Raw genomic sequence first — 16270 nt, 5'->3', positions numbered from 1 at the left:
ACATCAAATTAACCTTGCCGCCCGTCCCGCGAAACACATTTTTGGATACTCTTATGCAACAAGGTTTACTGATAGCTAACGCCAACCGAACAGGAACGTTTCGATGACCAGTGTGGCAACCCCTGCTGTAATTGCCCTGCCGTTCGCTGAAGAACGAGAAGTTTCCGGGGCTCCCGCCATTTCCCTGGCAGACATCGCCAAGGCCCACGGCGTCCGCTTCCTGCTGGCCACCTTGGTGGACATGACAGGCAAGCCCTGCGCCAAGCTGGTCCCGGTAGAAGCCGCCGGCGAACTTGAAAGCGGTGCCATGGGCTTCGCCGGCTTCGCCGCAGGCCTGATGGGGCAGAAGCCGCAGGACCCGGACCTGATCGCCGTGCCGGACCTGGACTCCTTCACCCCGGTGCCCTTCATTAAGGAGGGCCTGGCCATCATCCACTGCGACCCCCACGTCAACGGCACGCCCTGGCCCTACGCGCCGCGCGTGATCCTGAAAAACACCCTGGCCCGCCTTGCGGAGAAGGGCATGCAGGCCAAGGTGGGCGCCGAGGTGGAGTACTTCCTGGTGAAGAAGAACGACGACGGGACGCTGAGTACCGCCGACGCCAGGGACGATTCACCCCGCCCCTGCTACGACGCCCGCGGGGTCACCCGGATGTACGACCACCTCACCTCCATCTCCGAGGCGATGAACGGCCTGGGCTGGGGCAACTATGCCAATGACCACGAGGACGCCGCCGGCCAGTTCGAGCAGAACTTCAACTACGCCGATGCCCTCACCACCGCGGACCGGGTGGTCACCCTCCGCTACATCCTGAACATCCTGGCCGAACAGCGCGGCATGACGGCCACCTTTATGCCCAAGCCTTTTACCGACCGCACCGGCACTGGACTGCACTTCCACCTGTCCCTGTGGTCCGGCGCCGAGGCGCTGTTCCCGGCAGCGGGCAGCGGGGCGGAAGGCAAGGGAAACAACGACGACGGCAGGGGCCTTGGGATTTCCGGCCTCGCCTGCTCCTTTATCGCCGGCATCCTGGACCATGCTCCGGCACTCCAGGCGTTCCTCGCCCCGACAGTGAATTCCTACAAACGGACAGGCGCCACCACCAGCTCATCCGGTGCCACGTGGTCACCTCGGAAGGCGTCCTATGGCGGCAACGACCGGACCCACATGATCCGCGTCCCGGACAACAAACGGATTGAACTGCGTTCCGGCGACGGCTCCGCCAACCCGTACCTGGCCATCGCCACCGCGATTTCTGCAGGGCTGGACGGAGTGGAGAAAGCCGCCGACCCGGGTGCACCGTCCGGTCCCGGCGAGTCCAGGCCGGACGCGCACCGGCTGCCGGCCACCCTGCTCCATGCCGTCGAAGCCCTGCGGCAGGACCCGGTCATGCTGGCCAGCCTCAGCGGCAACCCGGAGATCGGCAGGTACTACGCGGACGCCAAGGAGGAGGAATTCCTGAGCTGGCACAACCAGGTCAGCGACTGGGAAATCCGCACGTACTTGACGTCGATCTGACCGTCCTCCATCCAGTCACACCACCAGACGCTATTGAGTAAGGACCCCCACCATGTGCGGAATCGCCGCGCTGCAGCTGCGCAACCCCTCGCTGCACCCCCAAATGGGCAGCCTGCTGTCCTCCATGCTGTGCCAGATCGTGGACCGCGGACCGGACTCCGCCGGCCTGGCCGTCTACAACACCCCCGGCCTGGTTTCGCGGGGGATGTCCACCCTCAGCCTGCTGGGCAAGGACCAGGGAATGACGACGGCGGACATCACCGCCGGCGTCGCGGCTCTCCTTGCCGGTGCGCTTCCGGCGGGTGCGGCAGCAGCCGTCAAAGTGGTCGGCGACACCACCCTGGTGAGCGCCGCCGTCGGGACTGATCTGCTGGTGAAAGCGGTCAGCGAAACCCTGCCCGGCGCCACCATCATTGGCCGCGGCGAGCATGTGGCGGTCATGAAAAGCGTGGGCCACCCCATGGAAATCGCCGCCGAGCACGGACTGGAGGCGATGGCGGGAAGCCAGGGACTGTCCCACACCCGGATGGCCACCGAGTCCGCCGTTACCGCCGGCGGCTCCCACCCGTTCTCCGTGGCCGACGACCTCTGCCTGGTCCACAACGGCTCCTTCTCCAACCACGCCACTGTCCGCCGGGAGCTCAGGCGCGAAGGCGTGGTGTTCGACTCCGAAAACGACACCGAAGTGGGCGCCCGCTACGTCGCCTCCCGGCTGAAGCAGGGCGACACCCTCGAGGAAGCCCTGGTGAACCTGGGCAAGGCCCTAGACGGTTTCTACACCCTGGTGGTCACCACCGCGGACAGCATGGCCGTGGTCCGCGACCCCATCGCCTGCAAACCGGCCATCATCGCCGAAACGGACGACTACGTGGCCATGGCCTCCGAGTACCGCGCCCTGGCCGGCCTGCCCGGCATCGACAACGCCCGCATCTTTGAACCGGAACCCGGAAAGGTCTACACATGGTCACTCTGACAGCCCCCGAAAGCACCGCAACCACCACCCCGCAAGAGCGGGAGCAGGAGACCACCAGTGTGGACCTGGCCGCCACCAGCGTCCGGGAACTGAACCAGGCCGTCCACAACGCCGCTGGCGGACAGGCATGGGCTGTAGCCAATCCCGGCGGCAAGCACAGCCTGGCCGTCGGCATCGACGCGGACATCAACGTGACCATCGACGGCCACGCCGGCTACTACGCGGCAGGGATGCACCAAAAGGGCCACGTCATCATCAACGGCAATGCCGGCGTCGGCCTTGCGGAAAACATCATGTCCGGCCGCGTCCACGTCAAGGGAGACGCTTCCCAGTCAGCAGCCGCCACCGGCCACGGCGGGCTGGTGGTCATCGACGGGAATGCTGGGGCACGGTGCGGGATCTCGATGAAGGGGGTGGACATCGTGGTGGGCGGCAACATCGGCCACATGTCCGCGTTCATGGCGCAGGCCGGGCGGCTGGTGGTCTGCGGCGACGCCGGGGACGCCCTGGGCGACTCCATCTACGAGGCACGGATCTACGTGAAGGGCACTGTGGCCTCCCTCGGCGCGGACTGCATCGAAAAACCGTTGATGCCGGAGCACCTCGCAGAACTCGCGGAGTTGCTCGCCGCCGCCGGCCGCACGGACAATCCTGCCGACTTCAAGCGCTACGGCTCAGCCCGGAACCTCTACCACTTCCACGTCGACAACTCGACGCAGTACTAGGAGCCCACCATGACCATCACCTCCATTCCTGCTCCTGCCCAGGCCCCGGCACCGAACAGTCCCGCACCCAATACCGGTGTGCCTGATATTGCCGCGCTGGGCCTCCGTGAATCTTCCACGTTCGACCGCGCCACTATCGCGGACATTCAGCGCGCCGCCGCCACCGGCGTCTACGACATCCGCGGCTGGGGCGCCAAGCGCAAGGTCCCGCACTTTGACGACCTTCTCTTCCTCGGCGCCTCCATGTCCCGCTACCCGCTCGAGGGCTACCGCGAAAAGTGCGACACGGACGTAGTCCTCGGCGACCGGCACGCCACCCGGCCCCTGCACCTGCAGACCCCGGTGACCATCGCCGGCATGAGCTTCGGCGCGCTCTCGGCCAACGCCAAGGAGGCGCTGGGCCGCGGAGCTTCGGAGGTGGGAACCTCCACAACCACGGGCGACGGCGGCATGACGCCTGAGGAGCGCGGCCAGTCCAACCACCTGGTGTACCAGTACCTGCCCTCCCGCTACGGCATGAACCCGGACGACCTGCGCAAGGCCGACGCCATCGAGATCGTGCTGGGCCAGGGCGCCAAGCCCGGCGGCGGCGGGATGCTGCTCGGACAGAAAATCACTGAACGCGTCGCCGGCATGCGCACCCTCCCGGTGGGCATCGACCAGCGTTCGGCGAGCCGCCACCCGGACTGGACCGGCCCGGATGACTTGGAAATCAAGATCGGCGAGCTGCGCGAAATCACCGACTGGAAGACCCCCATCTACGTCAAGATCGGCGCCTCCCGGCCGTACTACGACACCGCCCTGGCCGTGAAGTCCGGGGCCGACGTGGTGGTGGTGGACGGCATGCAGGGCGGCACCGCTGCCACGCAGCAGGTGTTCATCGAAAACGTCGGGATCCCCACCCTCGCTGCCATCCCGCAGGCAGTGCAGGCCCTGCAGGAACTCGGGGTGCACCGGAAGGTCCAGCTCATCGTCTCCGGCGGCATCCGCACCGGGGCCGACGTCGCCAAGGCCATGGCCCTCGGCGCAGACGCCGTGGCGATCGGAACGGCGGCGCTGATAGCCCTGGGCGACAACGATCCACGATTTGCCGCCGAGTACTCCGCCCTCGGTTCCGCAGCCGGTTTCTACGATGACTTCCAGGATGGCCGCGACCCCGCCGGCATCACCACTCAGGATCCGGAACTGTCCTCCCGGCTGGACCCGGTGGCCGCCGGCAAGCGGTTGGCCAACTACCTGCGCGTCCTCACCATGGAGGCCCAGACCATTGCCCGGGCCTGCGGGAAGTCGCACCTGCACAACCTGGAGCCCGAGGATTTGGTGGCGCTCACCATCGAGGCATCCGCCATGGCCCGCGTGCCGCTGGCCGGCACCTCGTGGATCCCCGGAGTGCAGGGAAGCTTCTGATGCCTGAGGCTTTTTCCGGCGCGTCAGATTTTGTGGTGGTGGGCGCCGGGCTGGCCGGTGCCGCCACCGCCTGGCAGCTGGCCGTCCGGGGGCACCAGGTGACCATCCTGGAACGCAACGTCCCGGCCAGCCACGACGGCAGTTCCCACGGGTCCGCCCGGATCTTCCGCTACGCCTACCCCGACCCCTTCTATACCCGGGCGGTGGTGGAATCGAAGGGCCTGTGGGACGGACTCTCTGCCGCATGCGGCACGCCCCTGATCACCCCTTTCGGCGCCGTGGACTACGGGCCGGAACGCAATCCCCGGCTGCTGGCCTCGGTGCTGGCTGAGGAAGGGATCGAGCACGAACTCCTGTCCGCGGCCGACGCCCGCGCACGCTGGCCGCAGATCGCCTTCGATACCGAAGTCCTCTGGCACCCCGGCGCGGGGGTGATCGACGCGGAAGGCGCCGTCAATGCGATGATAAGCCTCGCCGTCGAGCACGGCGTCCGGCTGCTGGCCGACTGGGAGCTGCAAAGTGTGGAGCGGACGGGCACCGGTTACCGGCTGCGTTCTTCTGCAGGGGAGACGGTGGGCGCCGGCAACGTGGTGATCAGCGCCGGCGGGTGGCTGCCGGCACTGCTGGGGCGGCTGTCCCTTCCGGCAGGTTTCGTGGCCGGGCTGCCGGAGGTCACCGTCCGGCAGGAACAGGCCTTCCACTTCAAGTACCGCGACCACGCCCCCGCGGACCACGCCTCCAAGGAAGACGCCTCCAACGATGACGACGGTGGCGCTGCGCCGGGTGCCGGCGGCTGGCCTACCTTCATCCACAAGGCTGCGGACATCCAGGCCTACGGCCTTCCCGGCGGGCGGGATGCCGGCTTCGCCGGGCAGAAAGTGGCGGAGTACAACGGCGGCAAGCTGATTCCTTCCGCGGCACGGCAGACCGGGAAAGTGGACCCCGCCAACCGCCGCCGGGTGGTGGAGTACGTGCAGCGCTACCTGCCCGGCCTGGACCCGAAGCCTTACGCCGAAACAACCTGCCTGTTCACCAACACACCCAACGAGGACTTCCTCATCGACCGCGTGGACAACCTGACAATCGTCTCCCCCTGTTCCGGCCACGGCGCCAAATTCGCGCCGCTGATCGGGCAGTGGGCCGCGGACCTGGCCGACGGCTCCGGCGGTGTTCCGGACCGGTTCCGGACTGCGTCCCCAGCAGCTGTGACCACCTAGGACGGATACCAGTGAGCCTTCCACAGACAATACCCACGGCGGACCCCACGGCGGATGCCCTGCCTTCCGGCCGGACAAGCACCCCCACTGTTGCCGGCCTCCTGCGTGACATCTCCACCATCGGCAGGGACGCCTCACGGGGCGGGTACTCGCGTCCGGTGTTCTCCACCGCCGAGACGGACCTCCGCGGCTGGTTCATTGAGCAGGCAGAACGGCGCGGCCTGGATGTCCACCCGGACCACAACGGCATCATCTGGGCCTGGTGGGATACCGCAGCACGCACCCGGAAGGACGCCGTCGTCACCGGAAGCCACCTGGATTCCGTTCCCGGCGGCGGCGAGTACGACGGCCCGCTCGGCGTTGCATCGGCGCTGGTCGCCGTCGACATCCTCAAAACCCGCGGCCTGCGGCCCCGGCGTCCGCTGGCCATCGCGGTCTTCCCGGAAGAGGAAGGCTCCCGGTTCGGCGTTGCCTGCCTGGGTTCCCGCCTCCTCACCGGAGCCCTGGACCCGGACAAGGCGCGCCGGCTCAAGGACCCCGACGGCAACACCTACGCCGACGTCGCGGCTGCGAACAGCCAGGACCCGCGCCTGATCGGAGCGGACTACGGGACGCTCCAGCAGCTGGGCGTCTTTGTGGAACTGCACGTGGAACAGGGCAGGGGACTGATTGACCTGGACCAGCCTGTGGCAATCGGCTCCTCCATCCTGGGCCACGGCCGCTGGAAGCTGAGCATCAGCGGCCAGGGCAACCACGCCGGCACCACCCTGATGCGGGACCGCAGGGACCCGATGATTGCGGCAGCCAAGGTGGTGGTCGGCATCCGCGATACCGCCCGGAAGTACCGCGACGCCAGGGCCACCGTGGGCAGGGTCCAGCCGGTGCCCGGCGGCACCAATGTCATCGCGTCCCGCGTGGACCTGTGGATCGATGCCCGGCACCCTGACGACTCCGTCACCGCCGCACTGGTGGAAGCCATTGGGCTGACTGCGCAGGTGTTCGCCGCGGAGGAGGGCTGCACCGCGGACCTGACCATGGAATCGCTCAGCCCCACCGTGCATTTCGACGGCGGGCTGCGCGACCGGCTGCAGGAACTGCTTCCGGCTGCGCCAATTCTGGCCACCGGCGCCGGGCACGACGCCGGCGTCCTCAGCTCCCACCTGCCGACGGGCATGATCTTCGTCCGCAATCCCACCGGCATCTCGCATTCCCCCGAAGAGCTGGTGGAAGACCGGGATGCCGAGGCCGGCGCACTTGCGCTGGCGGACTCCCTCGCGGGGCTGGCAGGCGACACCCGCGCACCCAGGTAGCGCCGCCGTCGTCGTCCTACCGCGCCCTTCCGTGCCTAAGATGGCTGCTATGACCGAACACGCAGCCGATCACGCCGGTGACGACGACGGGGCGCAGGCTGACGGGCAGGCCGCAGGCCGGCTGGAGCAGGTCATCGCACGCCAGGTGCGGCACTACCGTACGGCTGCCGGGCTGTCCTCGGCGGAACTGGCCGCCCGGACAGGCCTCTCCAAGGCGATGATTTCGCGGGTGGAGACTGCCACCACCTCATGTTCCCTGACCACGCTGCAGCGGCTTGCTGATGGACTGAAAGTGCCGGTCACGGCATTGTTCCGTGGCGCGGACACGGACCGCGACGCCACCTTCACCAAGAGCGGCCAGGGAAGCCTCACCGTCCGCAGCGGCACCCAGCACGGCCACGAATACCGCGTCCTGGGCACTCTGAAGGGCCGGACCGATGCCCTGGAGCCAACGCTGGTGACGCTCACGGACGCCTCCGACGTGTTCCCGCTGTTCCAGCACCCCGGCACGGAGTTCATCTACCTGCTCGCCGGCAGGATGGTGTACGGCCACGGCTCCTACGAGTACGCCATGGAACCCGGCGATTCCCTGCTGCTGGACGGCGAAGGGCCGCACGGGCCGTTGGAGCTGCTGGACCTTCCCATCACGTTCCTGGCCATTTCCGCCAAGTAGGGTCCTTCTTCCTCCGCCCGGCCTTCCCCACCCTGGCCCAGCACTCCGGCTTCAGCACTGCTGGCCAGCACTCCTGCGCAGCACTCCTGCGGTCAGCGGGACGGTTGAAACTCGCGTGCGGATGACTGAAACGATCATTTAACACACCGGAAACCCAGCCCATTACTGCCGCCATACAGTTGGAACCAGACGGCAATAGCTGCCCTCCGATGAACGTGGTACTGACTCCGCGTCCCTCCTCCGGAGTGGCTCCAACGGGCGATTTGGCGTTCTCTCCTCGCATCACGAAAGGGGTTTCCCATGGATTCGGGAAATGTCGCTTGGATTTTGGCCAGCGCAGCGCTGGTCTGCATGATGATCCCCGCCCTTGCCCTGTTCTACGGGGGCATGGTGGGCTCGCGCCGCATTCTCAACATGATGATGATGTGCTTCGGCGGCGCCAGCCTGGTGGCCGTCCTCTGGGCACTGTTCGGATACTCGCTGGCCTTCGGCAATTCAGTGGGCGGGCTGGGCCTGATCGGTGACGTCACAGAGTTCCCCGGCCTGGGGCAGCTGATGGCCGAGGACGCAGAGGCGTCCATTCCGGTGGCACTGTTCGCGGCCTTCCAGCTGTTCTTCGCCTGTGTCACCACCGCGCTGGTGGCGGGCGCGGCTGCCGGGCGCATGAAGTTCGGCGCCTGGATGCTCTTTGCCGGCATCTGGGCCACCATCGTCTACTTCCCGGTTGCCCACTGGGTGTTCGCTTTCTCCTCTGAGGACGGCAGCGTGACCGGCGGCTGGATCGCCAGCGGCATCGAGGCCATCGACTTTGCCGGCGGCACCGCCGTGCACATGAACGCCGGCGCGGCCGCCCTGGCCCTGGCACTGGTCCTGGGCAAGAGCTCGGGCTGGCCCAAGGTGGAGCACGCGAAGCCGCACAGCCGGCCGTTGGTGCTGGTGGGTGCAGGCCTCCTGTGGGTCGGCTGGTTCGGCTTCAACGCCGGCTCGGCCCTGTCCGCCGGCCACTCGGCATCGGTGGTCTTCCTCAACACCGCTGTGGCCGCCTCAGCTGGCCTCCTGGCCTGGGCCCTGGTGGAACGGCTCCGCCGCGGCGCAGCCACCAGCATGGGCGCAGCCTCCGGCCTGATCTCCGCACTCGTGGCCATTACCCCCGCCTGCGGCGCGGTCAGCCCGCTGGGCGCAGTGGCCATCGGCGCGATTGCCGGGGCCGTCTGCTCGCTGGCCATCGAACTGAAGTACCGCCTGGGCTACGACGACTCGCTCGACGTCGTGGGCGTCCACCTGGTGGGCGGCATCCTGGGCACCCTGCTGATCGGCCTCTTCGCCACCGATGCTGCCCCGAACGGAGTCAGCGGACTCTTCTACGGCGGCGGCGTGGAGCTGCTCGGTGTCCAGTCGCTGGCAACGGTGACCGTGCTGGTGTACTCCTTCGGCATCACCTGGGTGCTCGCCAAGATCCTGGACAAGACGATCGGCCTGCGGATCAACCCGGAGGACGAGATGCGCGGCATCGACCTCGCGGCACACTCCGAGCTCGCTTACCTTACGGATGAGGATCCGGTGGAGCTGGGCTCTCCGCAGCGCGCGTAGGTTTTGGAAGATTCCGGGTGGGTGCCATCCGGAGGACGAGTCAGGCAGAGGGCCAACCTGTGGACCGGTGCCGGTATTAGCCGGCTTATAGTTCCAGGGGTTGGTCCTCTGTCATGTTGTGAAGCGCCTGGTCGCCCGGAAATCAGTGTTCAGTACAGACAAGGTTCCCGTCCAGGACTTCCAGCACCGCGCCGCGGACGTGGCTCAGGCGGGTCTTGGGGTCCGGGGCCATGGTGTCGATGTCCTCGCCACCCCAGTGCGGGTGGGTGAAGTAGACCAGCAGGGCCCGCTCCTTGCCGTCTTCCCCGGGGGCGAGGGGCACCACGTCCGCGTGGCGTCCGACGACGGGCCGCCCGTCCACGTGCTCCGGCTGGGTGAGGATCAGCCCGTCCAGGTGCTCCTGCCGGACCCAGCTGCCCGTGCCGTCCGCCGAACGGTAAATGCCCTGGCCCCGCCACTCGTCCACGATCATCCAGTACGTTCCCTCAAGCGCAAAGACCTTGGGCCCTTCGTGCGGACGGCCGGGAATGGTGAGGCCTTCCAGCGTCCAGGACGAGGGGTCACGCGGGGTATCGCTCACCGCGCTGTACGTGTTGGAGCCACGGGCCTCGTCCTTGTACCAGAGCCGGTAGCGGCCGTCCCCGCAGCGTGCGACGGCGGCGTCAATCACTCGTGGCGAATCGAGGTTGATGGGGCCCAGGTACTCCCAGCCCACCAGGTCCCTGCTGGCGAACTGCACGATTTCTGCGTTTCCGGTCCAGTCCTTCCGCACCCCGCCCAGGACGCTGATGTACATCAACCACTCGTCGCCGACCCGTACGACGTCGGGCGCCCAAAGGGTTGCCGGCAGTTCAGTTTTCGGCGGCACCAGTCCGTCCACCGTGCCCTGGTACTGCCAGGTTGCACCGCCGTCGGAGGAGCGGGCCGCGCCAATGGCCGTGCCGTGCACCCACTCCACGCCTGACACCCCCGGCGCCGTGGCCCGGCGCTGGGTGTAGAAAAGCACCCAGTCGCCGGTGAGGTGGTCATGAACCAGGATCGGATCCGTCGGGCCGTCCCAGACTGGATCGCGGTACGGCGTCCTGAAGGCGTCGGCGCGCAGGGGAGTGAGCGGCTCTTGCACTGTTTCTCCAACGTTGTAGTTTCTTGGAGTACCAGCTTAGCCGTGCGCCTTGCCGTGCCCGCCATGTAGGGCGCGGTAGGCGTAGACCAGCAGGCCTACGCCCGCCAGGATCATGAAGGTCAGGACCAGGATGTCCGCAGCGATGAGCAGTGCCGTCGACTGCAGGGCGAAGATCACGCCCAGCACGCCCAGCACGCCCAGGACGGTCGCCGGGATCAGGGGCCACTTCATCCGCCCGGCGGGACCGGCGTCGGGCACGGGAACCTGGGACAGGACTCCGAAGGTGGCCGCCATGCCCAGGAACAGGACGGCGGCAACGGGCATGCCCTGCAGATCCTGCGGAAGGGTAACGATGACGGCCAGCGTCAGCATCACGCCGCTGGGAATCACCGCCCACCAGTTGCCCCGTTGACGCAGGTAGACCGCGGCGAATCCGGTGGCCATGAACAGGAACAGGAAACTGGCGCTGGCGCCGCCGTCTGTAAATTGGGAGGCGGCAATCACGGCTGCCAGGCCCAGGAACACCGATCCGGGGATGGCGGCCCACCAGTTCTCCGGGCTGCGGATGAAGAGGGACAGGAACACGGCCCCTATGGCGGCGAAGATCAGCATCGGCACGTAGGCGGCGCTCTCGATGACGTTGAGCAGGTCCAGTAGTAACAGCACGCCCGCCGAGATCAGGACGATGCCGGCGATGATGCTCGCATTGGCCGATTTCACGGTTTGCCTCCCGGGATTCGGCAGGCGCCCGCCAGTCGCTCTGCTATCCCAGATTAAGTCCAGCCCTGGCGCAGGCGTAGGGCCCAAAGCCCCGCCTTCAGCGCTACTCCTTGAACAGCCCCGCGAGGTCCTCCGCCGTGATGGCGCCGCCGGCCAGGGCATCGCCTTCCATGACATCGGAAAACAGCTGCGACTTCCGGGCCTTGAGCGCCATGACCTTTTCCTCGATGGTGTCCTTGGCAACCAGCCGGTACACCATCACGTTCCGTGCCTGCCCGATGCGGTGGGTCCGGTCCACGGCCTGCGCTTCGGAGGCGGGGTTCCACCAGGGGTCCAGCAGGAACACGTAGTCGGCCTCGGTGAGGTTCAGCCCAAACCCGCCGGCCTTCAGCGAAATCAGGAACACCGGAGCGCTGCCGTTCTTGAACTCGTTGACCACGTCCGCGCGGTTGCGGGTGCCGCCGTCGAGGTAGCAGTACTCGATCTTCTCCTCGTCCAGCCGCTCCCGGACCTTCCCCAGGAACCCGGTGAACTGGCTGAAGATCAGTGCCCGGTGGCCCTCAGCCACCAGGTCCTCCAGCTGCTCGAACAGCACATCCAGTTTGCTTGACCGCACTGCGGAAAGCGCCGGGTCCACCAGGGAGGCGTCCAGGCTGAGCTGCCGCAGCAGGGTGAGCGACTGGAAGATGGTGAACCGGTTCTTGTTCACGTCCTCGATCAGCCCCAGGATCTTCTGGCGTTCGCGCTGCAGGTGCGTCTGGTACACCTTCTGGTGGCGCGGGTTCAGCACCACTTCCAGGATCTGCTCCTGCTTGGGCGGCAGGTCCTTGATCACCTGGTCCTTGGTGCGGCGCATCATCAGCGGACGGACCCGACGGCGGAGCTTGTCCAGCTGCCCCTTGTCGCCGTTCTTCTCCACCGGCTTCTGGTAATACTCGGCGAAGCGCTTGGGGCTGGAAAACAGTCCGGGCGCAACGATCGAGGTGAGCGCCCAGAACTCCATGAGGTTGTTCTCCAGCGGCGTGCCCGTGATGGCCAGCTTGAAGGCCGCCGGCAGTTTCCGGGCGCACTGGTAGGCCTTGGACTGGTGGTTCTTCACGAACTGCGCCTCGTCCAGGACCAGCCCGGACCAGGTGCGGGAGGCGTAGGCCTCGTAGTCGATCCTGAACAGGGCGTAGGACGTGATCACAATATCGGCGCCGGCCAGTGCCTCCGCCGGGGCCTGGTTGCTCTTGGCGAAGGTCTCGCTGACGGCGTGGACCTTCAGTCCGGGAGCGAAACGTGCTGCTTCCGCCGCCCAGTTGCCCACCACGCTGGTGGGGGCAACCACCAAAAAGGGAGCACCGGCGTCGGACTTGCCTGCTGAAGCATCTGCTGCCGCCAGCGAGAGCTCCTTCGCCGCGCACATCAGGGCCAGCGCCTGCACGGTCTTGCCCAGGCCCATGTCGTCCGCGAGGATCCCGCCCAGGCTGTGCCGGTACAGGAACGTAAGCCAGTTGAAGCCCTCCAGCTGGTAGGGCCGGAGCTCCGCATTGAGGGTGGCGGGGAGCGGGAGGCCGTCCACGCCGCCTTCAAGCAGGCCGCCCACCGCTGAACGCCACGCGGCCGCCTGCTCGTCCACGATTCCCAGCTGGGCAAGCTCGTCCCACAGCCCGGCCTGGAAGCGGCTGATCTGCAGGGGTGCGTCCTTGTTGTCCTGCAGGGAGCGCGCCTCCTCGATCAGTGCGCGCAGCTGGTGCAGCTCGGGCAGGTCCAGGGAAAAGTAGGCGCCGCTGGGCAGCAGCATCTTGGTCTGGCCGGACGCCAGCGCAGAAAAAACGGCCGCGAAGGAGACCGGCTGCCCCTCCAGGGTGATCTGGATCCCGAGGTCGAACCAGTCGCGCTGCTCGGTGGCCTTGGTGGAAATGGACACCACCGGTGCTTCCTCGGCCTCGCGGTATTCGGCGATCTCGCCCACGGTGTCCACCTCGACGTCCGGGGCTTCGCGCAGCCGGGGGAGGACCTCCTCGGTGAAGGCCAGGGTGTCCAGGCCCTTCAGTTCCGCTGACGCCGCAAGCCGCGGAGTGCCCCAGCCGCCGGTGGCGGACTCACCCAGTGCGGGCACCACGTCCCACGGCTGGCCGAGGCCTTCGAGGATCCGGGCTTCCGCGGTGTCGTCGCGGTAGCCGTGGTCGCCGGGGTGCCTCCAGAGGGGCTGCGCCGTGACCAGGTTTCCGCTCTTGTAGTGCCATTCCCAGTGCAGCCGCACCCTGTGGTCGGCACCGTAGTTGGCCAGCAGGGACAGGGTGGGGACAGCCAAGGCGGGGAGTTCCACGGACTCGTCGCGGGCCGTGACCCGGGCCGTCTGCTTCAGCTTCGGGTAGAAGCCCGTCAGGAAGCGCGACTCGTCCCTGGCCGGGATATGCAGCGTGCTGCCGGCGGTCACGAACGTCAGAAGTTCCTCGCTCAGGCCACCTTCCAGCGCAGCCAGCGTAATCACGTTTTCGCCAGCAGTGGCCTCGCCAACGCCGGGCAGCGCACCGCCGTCGGTGGCCAGGGCATCGGTGGTGAAGAAGATGCCGTGGGCCGGGCGGCCGATGGTTCCCACTGACGCCGGATCAATTTCCACGCCCTCAACGGCGATGGCGGGCGCAAGCTCCAGGCCGCCGTCGGACGCCTGGTCCTTGGCCGCTGCAGCGGGCACCGCCGCGTCCGCTGCGGAAGGGGCGGCCAGCGGCGAGCCGTAACGGCTCAGATTAAGGCCGACGGCGGCGGGCGATGCTGCGAGGCGGACCGGCTCGGTGCCGCGCGAGTGGACCAGCGCGAGGCCGATCTTCCCGGCGTCCTCCAGCAGGCTCCACAGGTTCTTCCCGGCGTACGAGTTGAGCCCGAGCCAGAAGCCGGAGGAGTTGTAGGTCCGGCCGGCTGCCGCGGAGTGGGCGGCCAGGAACTCCTGCATCCACTCCACATGCGCGGGATTGCACTCGCGCCGGAAGTTCAGGTAGTTCAGCGTGGTCCAGGAAACGTCGCCGCGGATCCACTTGCCCTTGGCGCCCATGATGACGGGCCGGGCCTTCAGCTGGCGGACGCTGCGCTGCGGATCGCGCCGGCCGGTGTAGGAAAAGTGCGGCGCGGGTTCTTCCACCTCGAACTGGAGCGCCAGCGGCACTCCGGCGTTGGAGGGCGCGGCTCCCGGCTGGGAGATCAGCGGGCTGAGGGCCTGCTCCCAGTCGGACAGTGCGGCGCCGGGCGGGGTGCGGGACATCTGGGTGGAGGTGGACGGCGTGAGCAGCTGGACGCGGATGGCCGGGTTGTCCTCGGCGGCGAAGAGCAGCGCCGCCACGTGCTTGCAGTCCTTGCGGACCGGGCAGCTGCACACGCCCACGGTGCAGCTCCAGCCGCCGCCCTTGCGGACCAGCTTGGCGGTGGTGGAGTAGGGCAGGTCCGCGCCGCCGCGGACCTTGCCCAGCATGAGCCCGGTGGCGGCGTCGAACGAGATGCCTGAGACGCGGCTTCCCATGGCATACGCCAGCCCGGCCGCCAGGGAGCGGTCGTTGATGGCGGGAGTCTGTATTGCCAGTGCCGCACTCTCGTCCGGTTGGGATGGCATGGTGCGCGCTACTTTCAGCAGGCCACGGCGGGGCCGGGCCGGTGGTTGGTCATCTGATCCATCTTAGTTCGCCGGCGGGGCGAAGGGCGCCGCCGGCTCTTTGAGGGCGGCAGGGTGGGATCAGACGGACAACCAGGGATGCAGCGGCAGCCGGGATGCCGCTGCCGGCCCGGGAGGGGGTGGGGCTCCGGCCCGCACCACCTCCCGGACTGTTAGCTCTGGTGCACTGGCGCCCAGGCACCCGTCCCTACGGCCTCGCGGGCGGGGGCGCCGGCATCGAACCGGTCAAGCCGGAAGGCGGCGAGCACGGGAGAGGGGGTTCCGGTCAGGATTTCCTCCGCGAGGAGCTCACCGAGGATCAGCCCCAGCGTCGCGCCCGAGTGGGTGAAAACCGTGTGCAGGCCCGGTATCGAAGGCACCGGGCCCACCACCGGTTCACCGTCGCCGGGAATGGGTTTCAGGCCTGCAGCCACCCGCTGGGCGGTCAGCCGGGGATTCCCTGCGAGTACCTTCGAGGCCTCCTCAAGCAGGCCCTGGACGGACTCCTCGGGAACCGTGAAGGATCCGTCATCTTCGATGATCACAGACTGCTCTGCCCAGTCCGCATCAAGTACCAGCCTGCCGTCAGGCATGGGCCGCACGGCGACGCGCGGGGTGTTCAGCACGGTCTGCACTCTCGTGTCGAGCGGTTCGGTGAACACCACGAAGGCGGCCGGCGTGGCATCTGGAACCGTTACACCAAGGGCTGCGAGCTGGGCCGGGACCTCACCGCCGGTTGCCAGCACCACCTGGTCGGCTTCCAGCCGCGTCCCGTCGCCGAGGATGACGCCGGCCGCGGCGCCGTCCCGCACATCCACCCGGACATCCCCGGCGTTCTCGATGATCACCGCCCCGTTCTCCGCCGCCTCGGAAGCCAATGCCGTTATGAAGTCGGGCATGTTGACCCAGCCCTCACCAGGGTTATAGATGGCACCCTCGTCGGCCACCGCAGCGGCGTCCACGTCCGGGGCGATCCGGGCCACGTCCCTGCTGTCCACCCAGACGGAGTGGTATCCGCCCGACCGCTCGAAGGCGAAGGTGTCGCGGAAGGTTTCGTCCGGGCCGGCCCATTTCAGCGCACCATCGAACCTCAGATAGTCGCGGCTATCAGGGTGGTGCGCGCTCCAGGTGCGGTAGCGGTCGATGGCGAGCATCCGCAGGTAGTGGTACTCGGCGGAGCGGGCGCCGGAGGAGTTGAGCCATGCGATCGAGCGGCCGGAGGCTCCGCTCGCCAACGGGCCGGACGTGGCAAGTGTTACCTGGGCGCCTCCCTTTGCCAGATGGACGGCGGCGGAAACGCCCAGGATTCCGCCGCCGATGACGGCGACTTTCCTGGCGGGGCTCGTGGAGGACATGGTGGCTCGCTTTCCTGGTGTGGAAGATTG

Annotated in this window: 12 protein-coding genes; 8 read left to right on the top strand and 4 right to left on the bottom strand. The window is 67.7% G+C overall.

The features are described from left to right. The first annotated feature begins 103 nt into the window (after positions 1 to 103). From glnT to ACKAE7_RS03960, 8 genes are all read left to right on the top strand, one after another. Positions 104 to 1519 carry a type III glutamate--ammonia ligase gene (glnT, locus tag ACKAE7_RS03995; protein WP_408978565.1) on the top strand — a complete coding sequence of 472 codons (1416 nt, stop codon included), beginning with the start codon at positions 104 to 106 and terminating at the stop codon, positions 1517 to 1519. Positions 1520 to 1571: 52 nt separating this feature from the next. Next, the gene (locus ACKAE7_RS03990; protein WP_188812143.1) at positions 1572 to 2492 is read left to right on the top strand and encodes a glutamine amidotransferase; all 921 of its coding nucleotides are present in this window, start codon (positions 1572 to 1574) and stop codon (positions 2490 to 2492) included. Next, positions 2480 to 3217 (top strand): protein glxC, encoded by a 738-nt coding sequence (locus ACKAE7_RS03985; protein WP_190612661.1) that lies wholly within the window; start codon positions 2480 to 2482, stop codon positions 3215 to 3217. Before ACKAE7_RS03990 ends, ACKAE7_RS03985 begins: the two co-directional genes overlap by 13 nt. A 9-nt stretch (positions 3218 to 3226) precedes the next feature. Next, the gene (locus ACKAE7_RS03980; RefSeq protein WP_408978564.1) at positions 3227 to 4624 is read left to right on the top strand and encodes an FMN-binding glutamate synthase family protein; all 1398 of its coding nucleotides are present in this window, start codon (positions 3227 to 3229) and stop codon (positions 4622 to 4624) included. Further along, positions 4624 to 5841, top strand: coding sequence for an FAD-dependent oxidoreductase (locus ACKAE7_RS03975; RefSeq protein ID WP_408978563.1), 1218 nt, complete (start codon positions 4624 to 4626; stop codon positions 5839 to 5841). The genes ACKAE7_RS03980 and ACKAE7_RS03975 overlap by 1 nt, the downstream gene beginning before the upstream one ends. Before the next feature lie 59 nt (positions 5842 to 5900). Then, on the top strand, positions 5901 to 7151 hold the full coding sequence (locus ACKAE7_RS03970; RefSeq protein ID WP_408978587.1) for an allantoate amidohydrolase: 1251 nt from the start codon (positions 5901 to 5903) through the stop codon (positions 7149 to 7151). Between the two features lie 49 nt (positions 7152 to 7200). After that, positions 7201 to 7824 (top strand): XRE family transcriptional regulator, encoded by a 624-nt coding sequence (locus ACKAE7_RS03965; protein ID WP_188812148.1) that lies wholly within the window; start codon positions 7201 to 7203, stop codon positions 7822 to 7824. Between the two features lie 300 nt (positions 7825 to 8124). Next, positions 8125 to 9414 carry an ammonium transporter gene (locus tag ACKAE7_RS03960; protein ID WP_190612664.1) on the top strand — a complete coding sequence of 430 codons (1290 nt, stop codon included), beginning with the start codon at positions 8125 to 8127 and terminating at the stop codon, positions 9412 to 9414. 142 nt (positions 9415 to 9556) lie between these two features. Here the strand turns inward: ACKAE7_RS03960 and ACKAE7_RS03955 are convergent, their stop codons facing one another. The 4 genes from ACKAE7_RS03955 to ACKAE7_RS03940 form a co-directional block, all read right to left on the bottom strand. After that, on the bottom strand, positions 9557 to 10537 hold the full coding sequence (locus ACKAE7_RS03955) for a glycoside hydrolase (RefSeq protein WP_408978562.1): 981 nt from the start codon (positions 10535 to 10537) through the stop codon (positions 9557 to 9559). A gap of 36 nt (positions 10538 to 10573) precedes the next feature. Beyond that, on the bottom strand, positions 10574 to 11257 hold the full coding sequence (locus ACKAE7_RS03950; protein WP_408978561.1) for a hypothetical protein: 684 nt from the start codon (positions 11255 to 11257) through the stop codon (positions 10574 to 10576). Positions 11258 to 11360: 103 nt separating this feature from the next. Continuing rightward, positions 11361 to 14846, bottom strand: coding sequence for an SNF2-related protein (locus ACKAE7_RS03945; protein ID WP_408978560.1), 3486 nt, complete (start codon positions 14844 to 14846; stop codon positions 11361 to 11363). Between the two features lie 212 nt (positions 14847 to 15058). Continuing rightward, positions 15059 to 16240, bottom strand: a complete 1182-nt coding sequence (locus ACKAE7_RS03940) for an FAD-binding oxidoreductase (protein WP_188812157.1) — start codon at positions 16238 to 16240, stop codon at positions 15059 to 15061. Between the last annotated feature and the right edge of the window lie 30 nt (positions 16241 to 16270).

Source organism: Pseudarthrobacter sp. NKDBFgelt, from assembly GCF_046097905.1.
Classification (GTDB): Bacteria; Actinomycetota; Actinomycetes; order Actinomycetales; family Micrococcaceae; genus Arthrobacter; species Arthrobacter polychromogenes.
The sequence above is the reverse complement of the archived record's forward strand: the minus strand, read 5'-3'. Positions and strand labels throughout refer to the sequence as shown.

Excerpts from the sequence above, each read along its gene's own strand:
- ACKAE7_RS03965 (WP_188812148.1), top strand. The coding sequence starts at position 7,201 with ATGACCGAACACGCAGCCGATCACGCCGGTGACGACGACGGGGCGCAG.
- ACKAE7_RS03985 (WP_190612661.1), top strand. The coding sequence starts at position 2,480 with ATGGTCACTCTGACAGCCCCCGAAAGCACCGCAACCACCACCCCGCAA.
- ACKAE7_RS03940 (WP_188812157.1), bottom strand. The coding sequence starts at position 16,240 with ATGTCCTCCACGAGCCCCGCCAGGAAAGTCGCCGTCATCGGCGGCGGA.
- ACKAE7_RS03990 (WP_188812143.1), top strand. The coding sequence starts at position 1,572 with ATGTGCGGAATCGCCGCGCTGCAGCTGCGCAACCCCTCGCTGCACCCC.
- ACKAE7_RS03980 (WP_408978564.1), top strand. The coding sequence starts at position 3,227 with ATGACCATCACCTCCATTCCTGCTCCTGCCCAGGCCCCGGCACCGAAC.
- ACKAE7_RS03960 (WP_190612664.1), top strand. The coding sequence starts at position 8,125 with ATGGATTCGGGAAATGTCGCTTGGATTTTGGCCAGCGCAGCGCTGGTC.
- ACKAE7_RS03945 (WP_408978560.1), bottom strand. The coding sequence starts at position 14,846 with ATGCCATCCCAACCGGACGAGAGTGCGGCACTGGCAATACAGACTCCC.
- glnT (WP_408978565.1), top strand. The coding sequence starts at position 104 with ATGACCAGTGTGGCAACCCCTGCTGTAATTGCCCTGCCGTTCGCTGAA.
- ACKAE7_RS03975 (WP_408978563.1), top strand. The coding sequence starts at position 4,624 with ATGCCTGAGGCTTTTTCCGGCGCGTCAGATTTTGTGGTGGTGGGCGCC.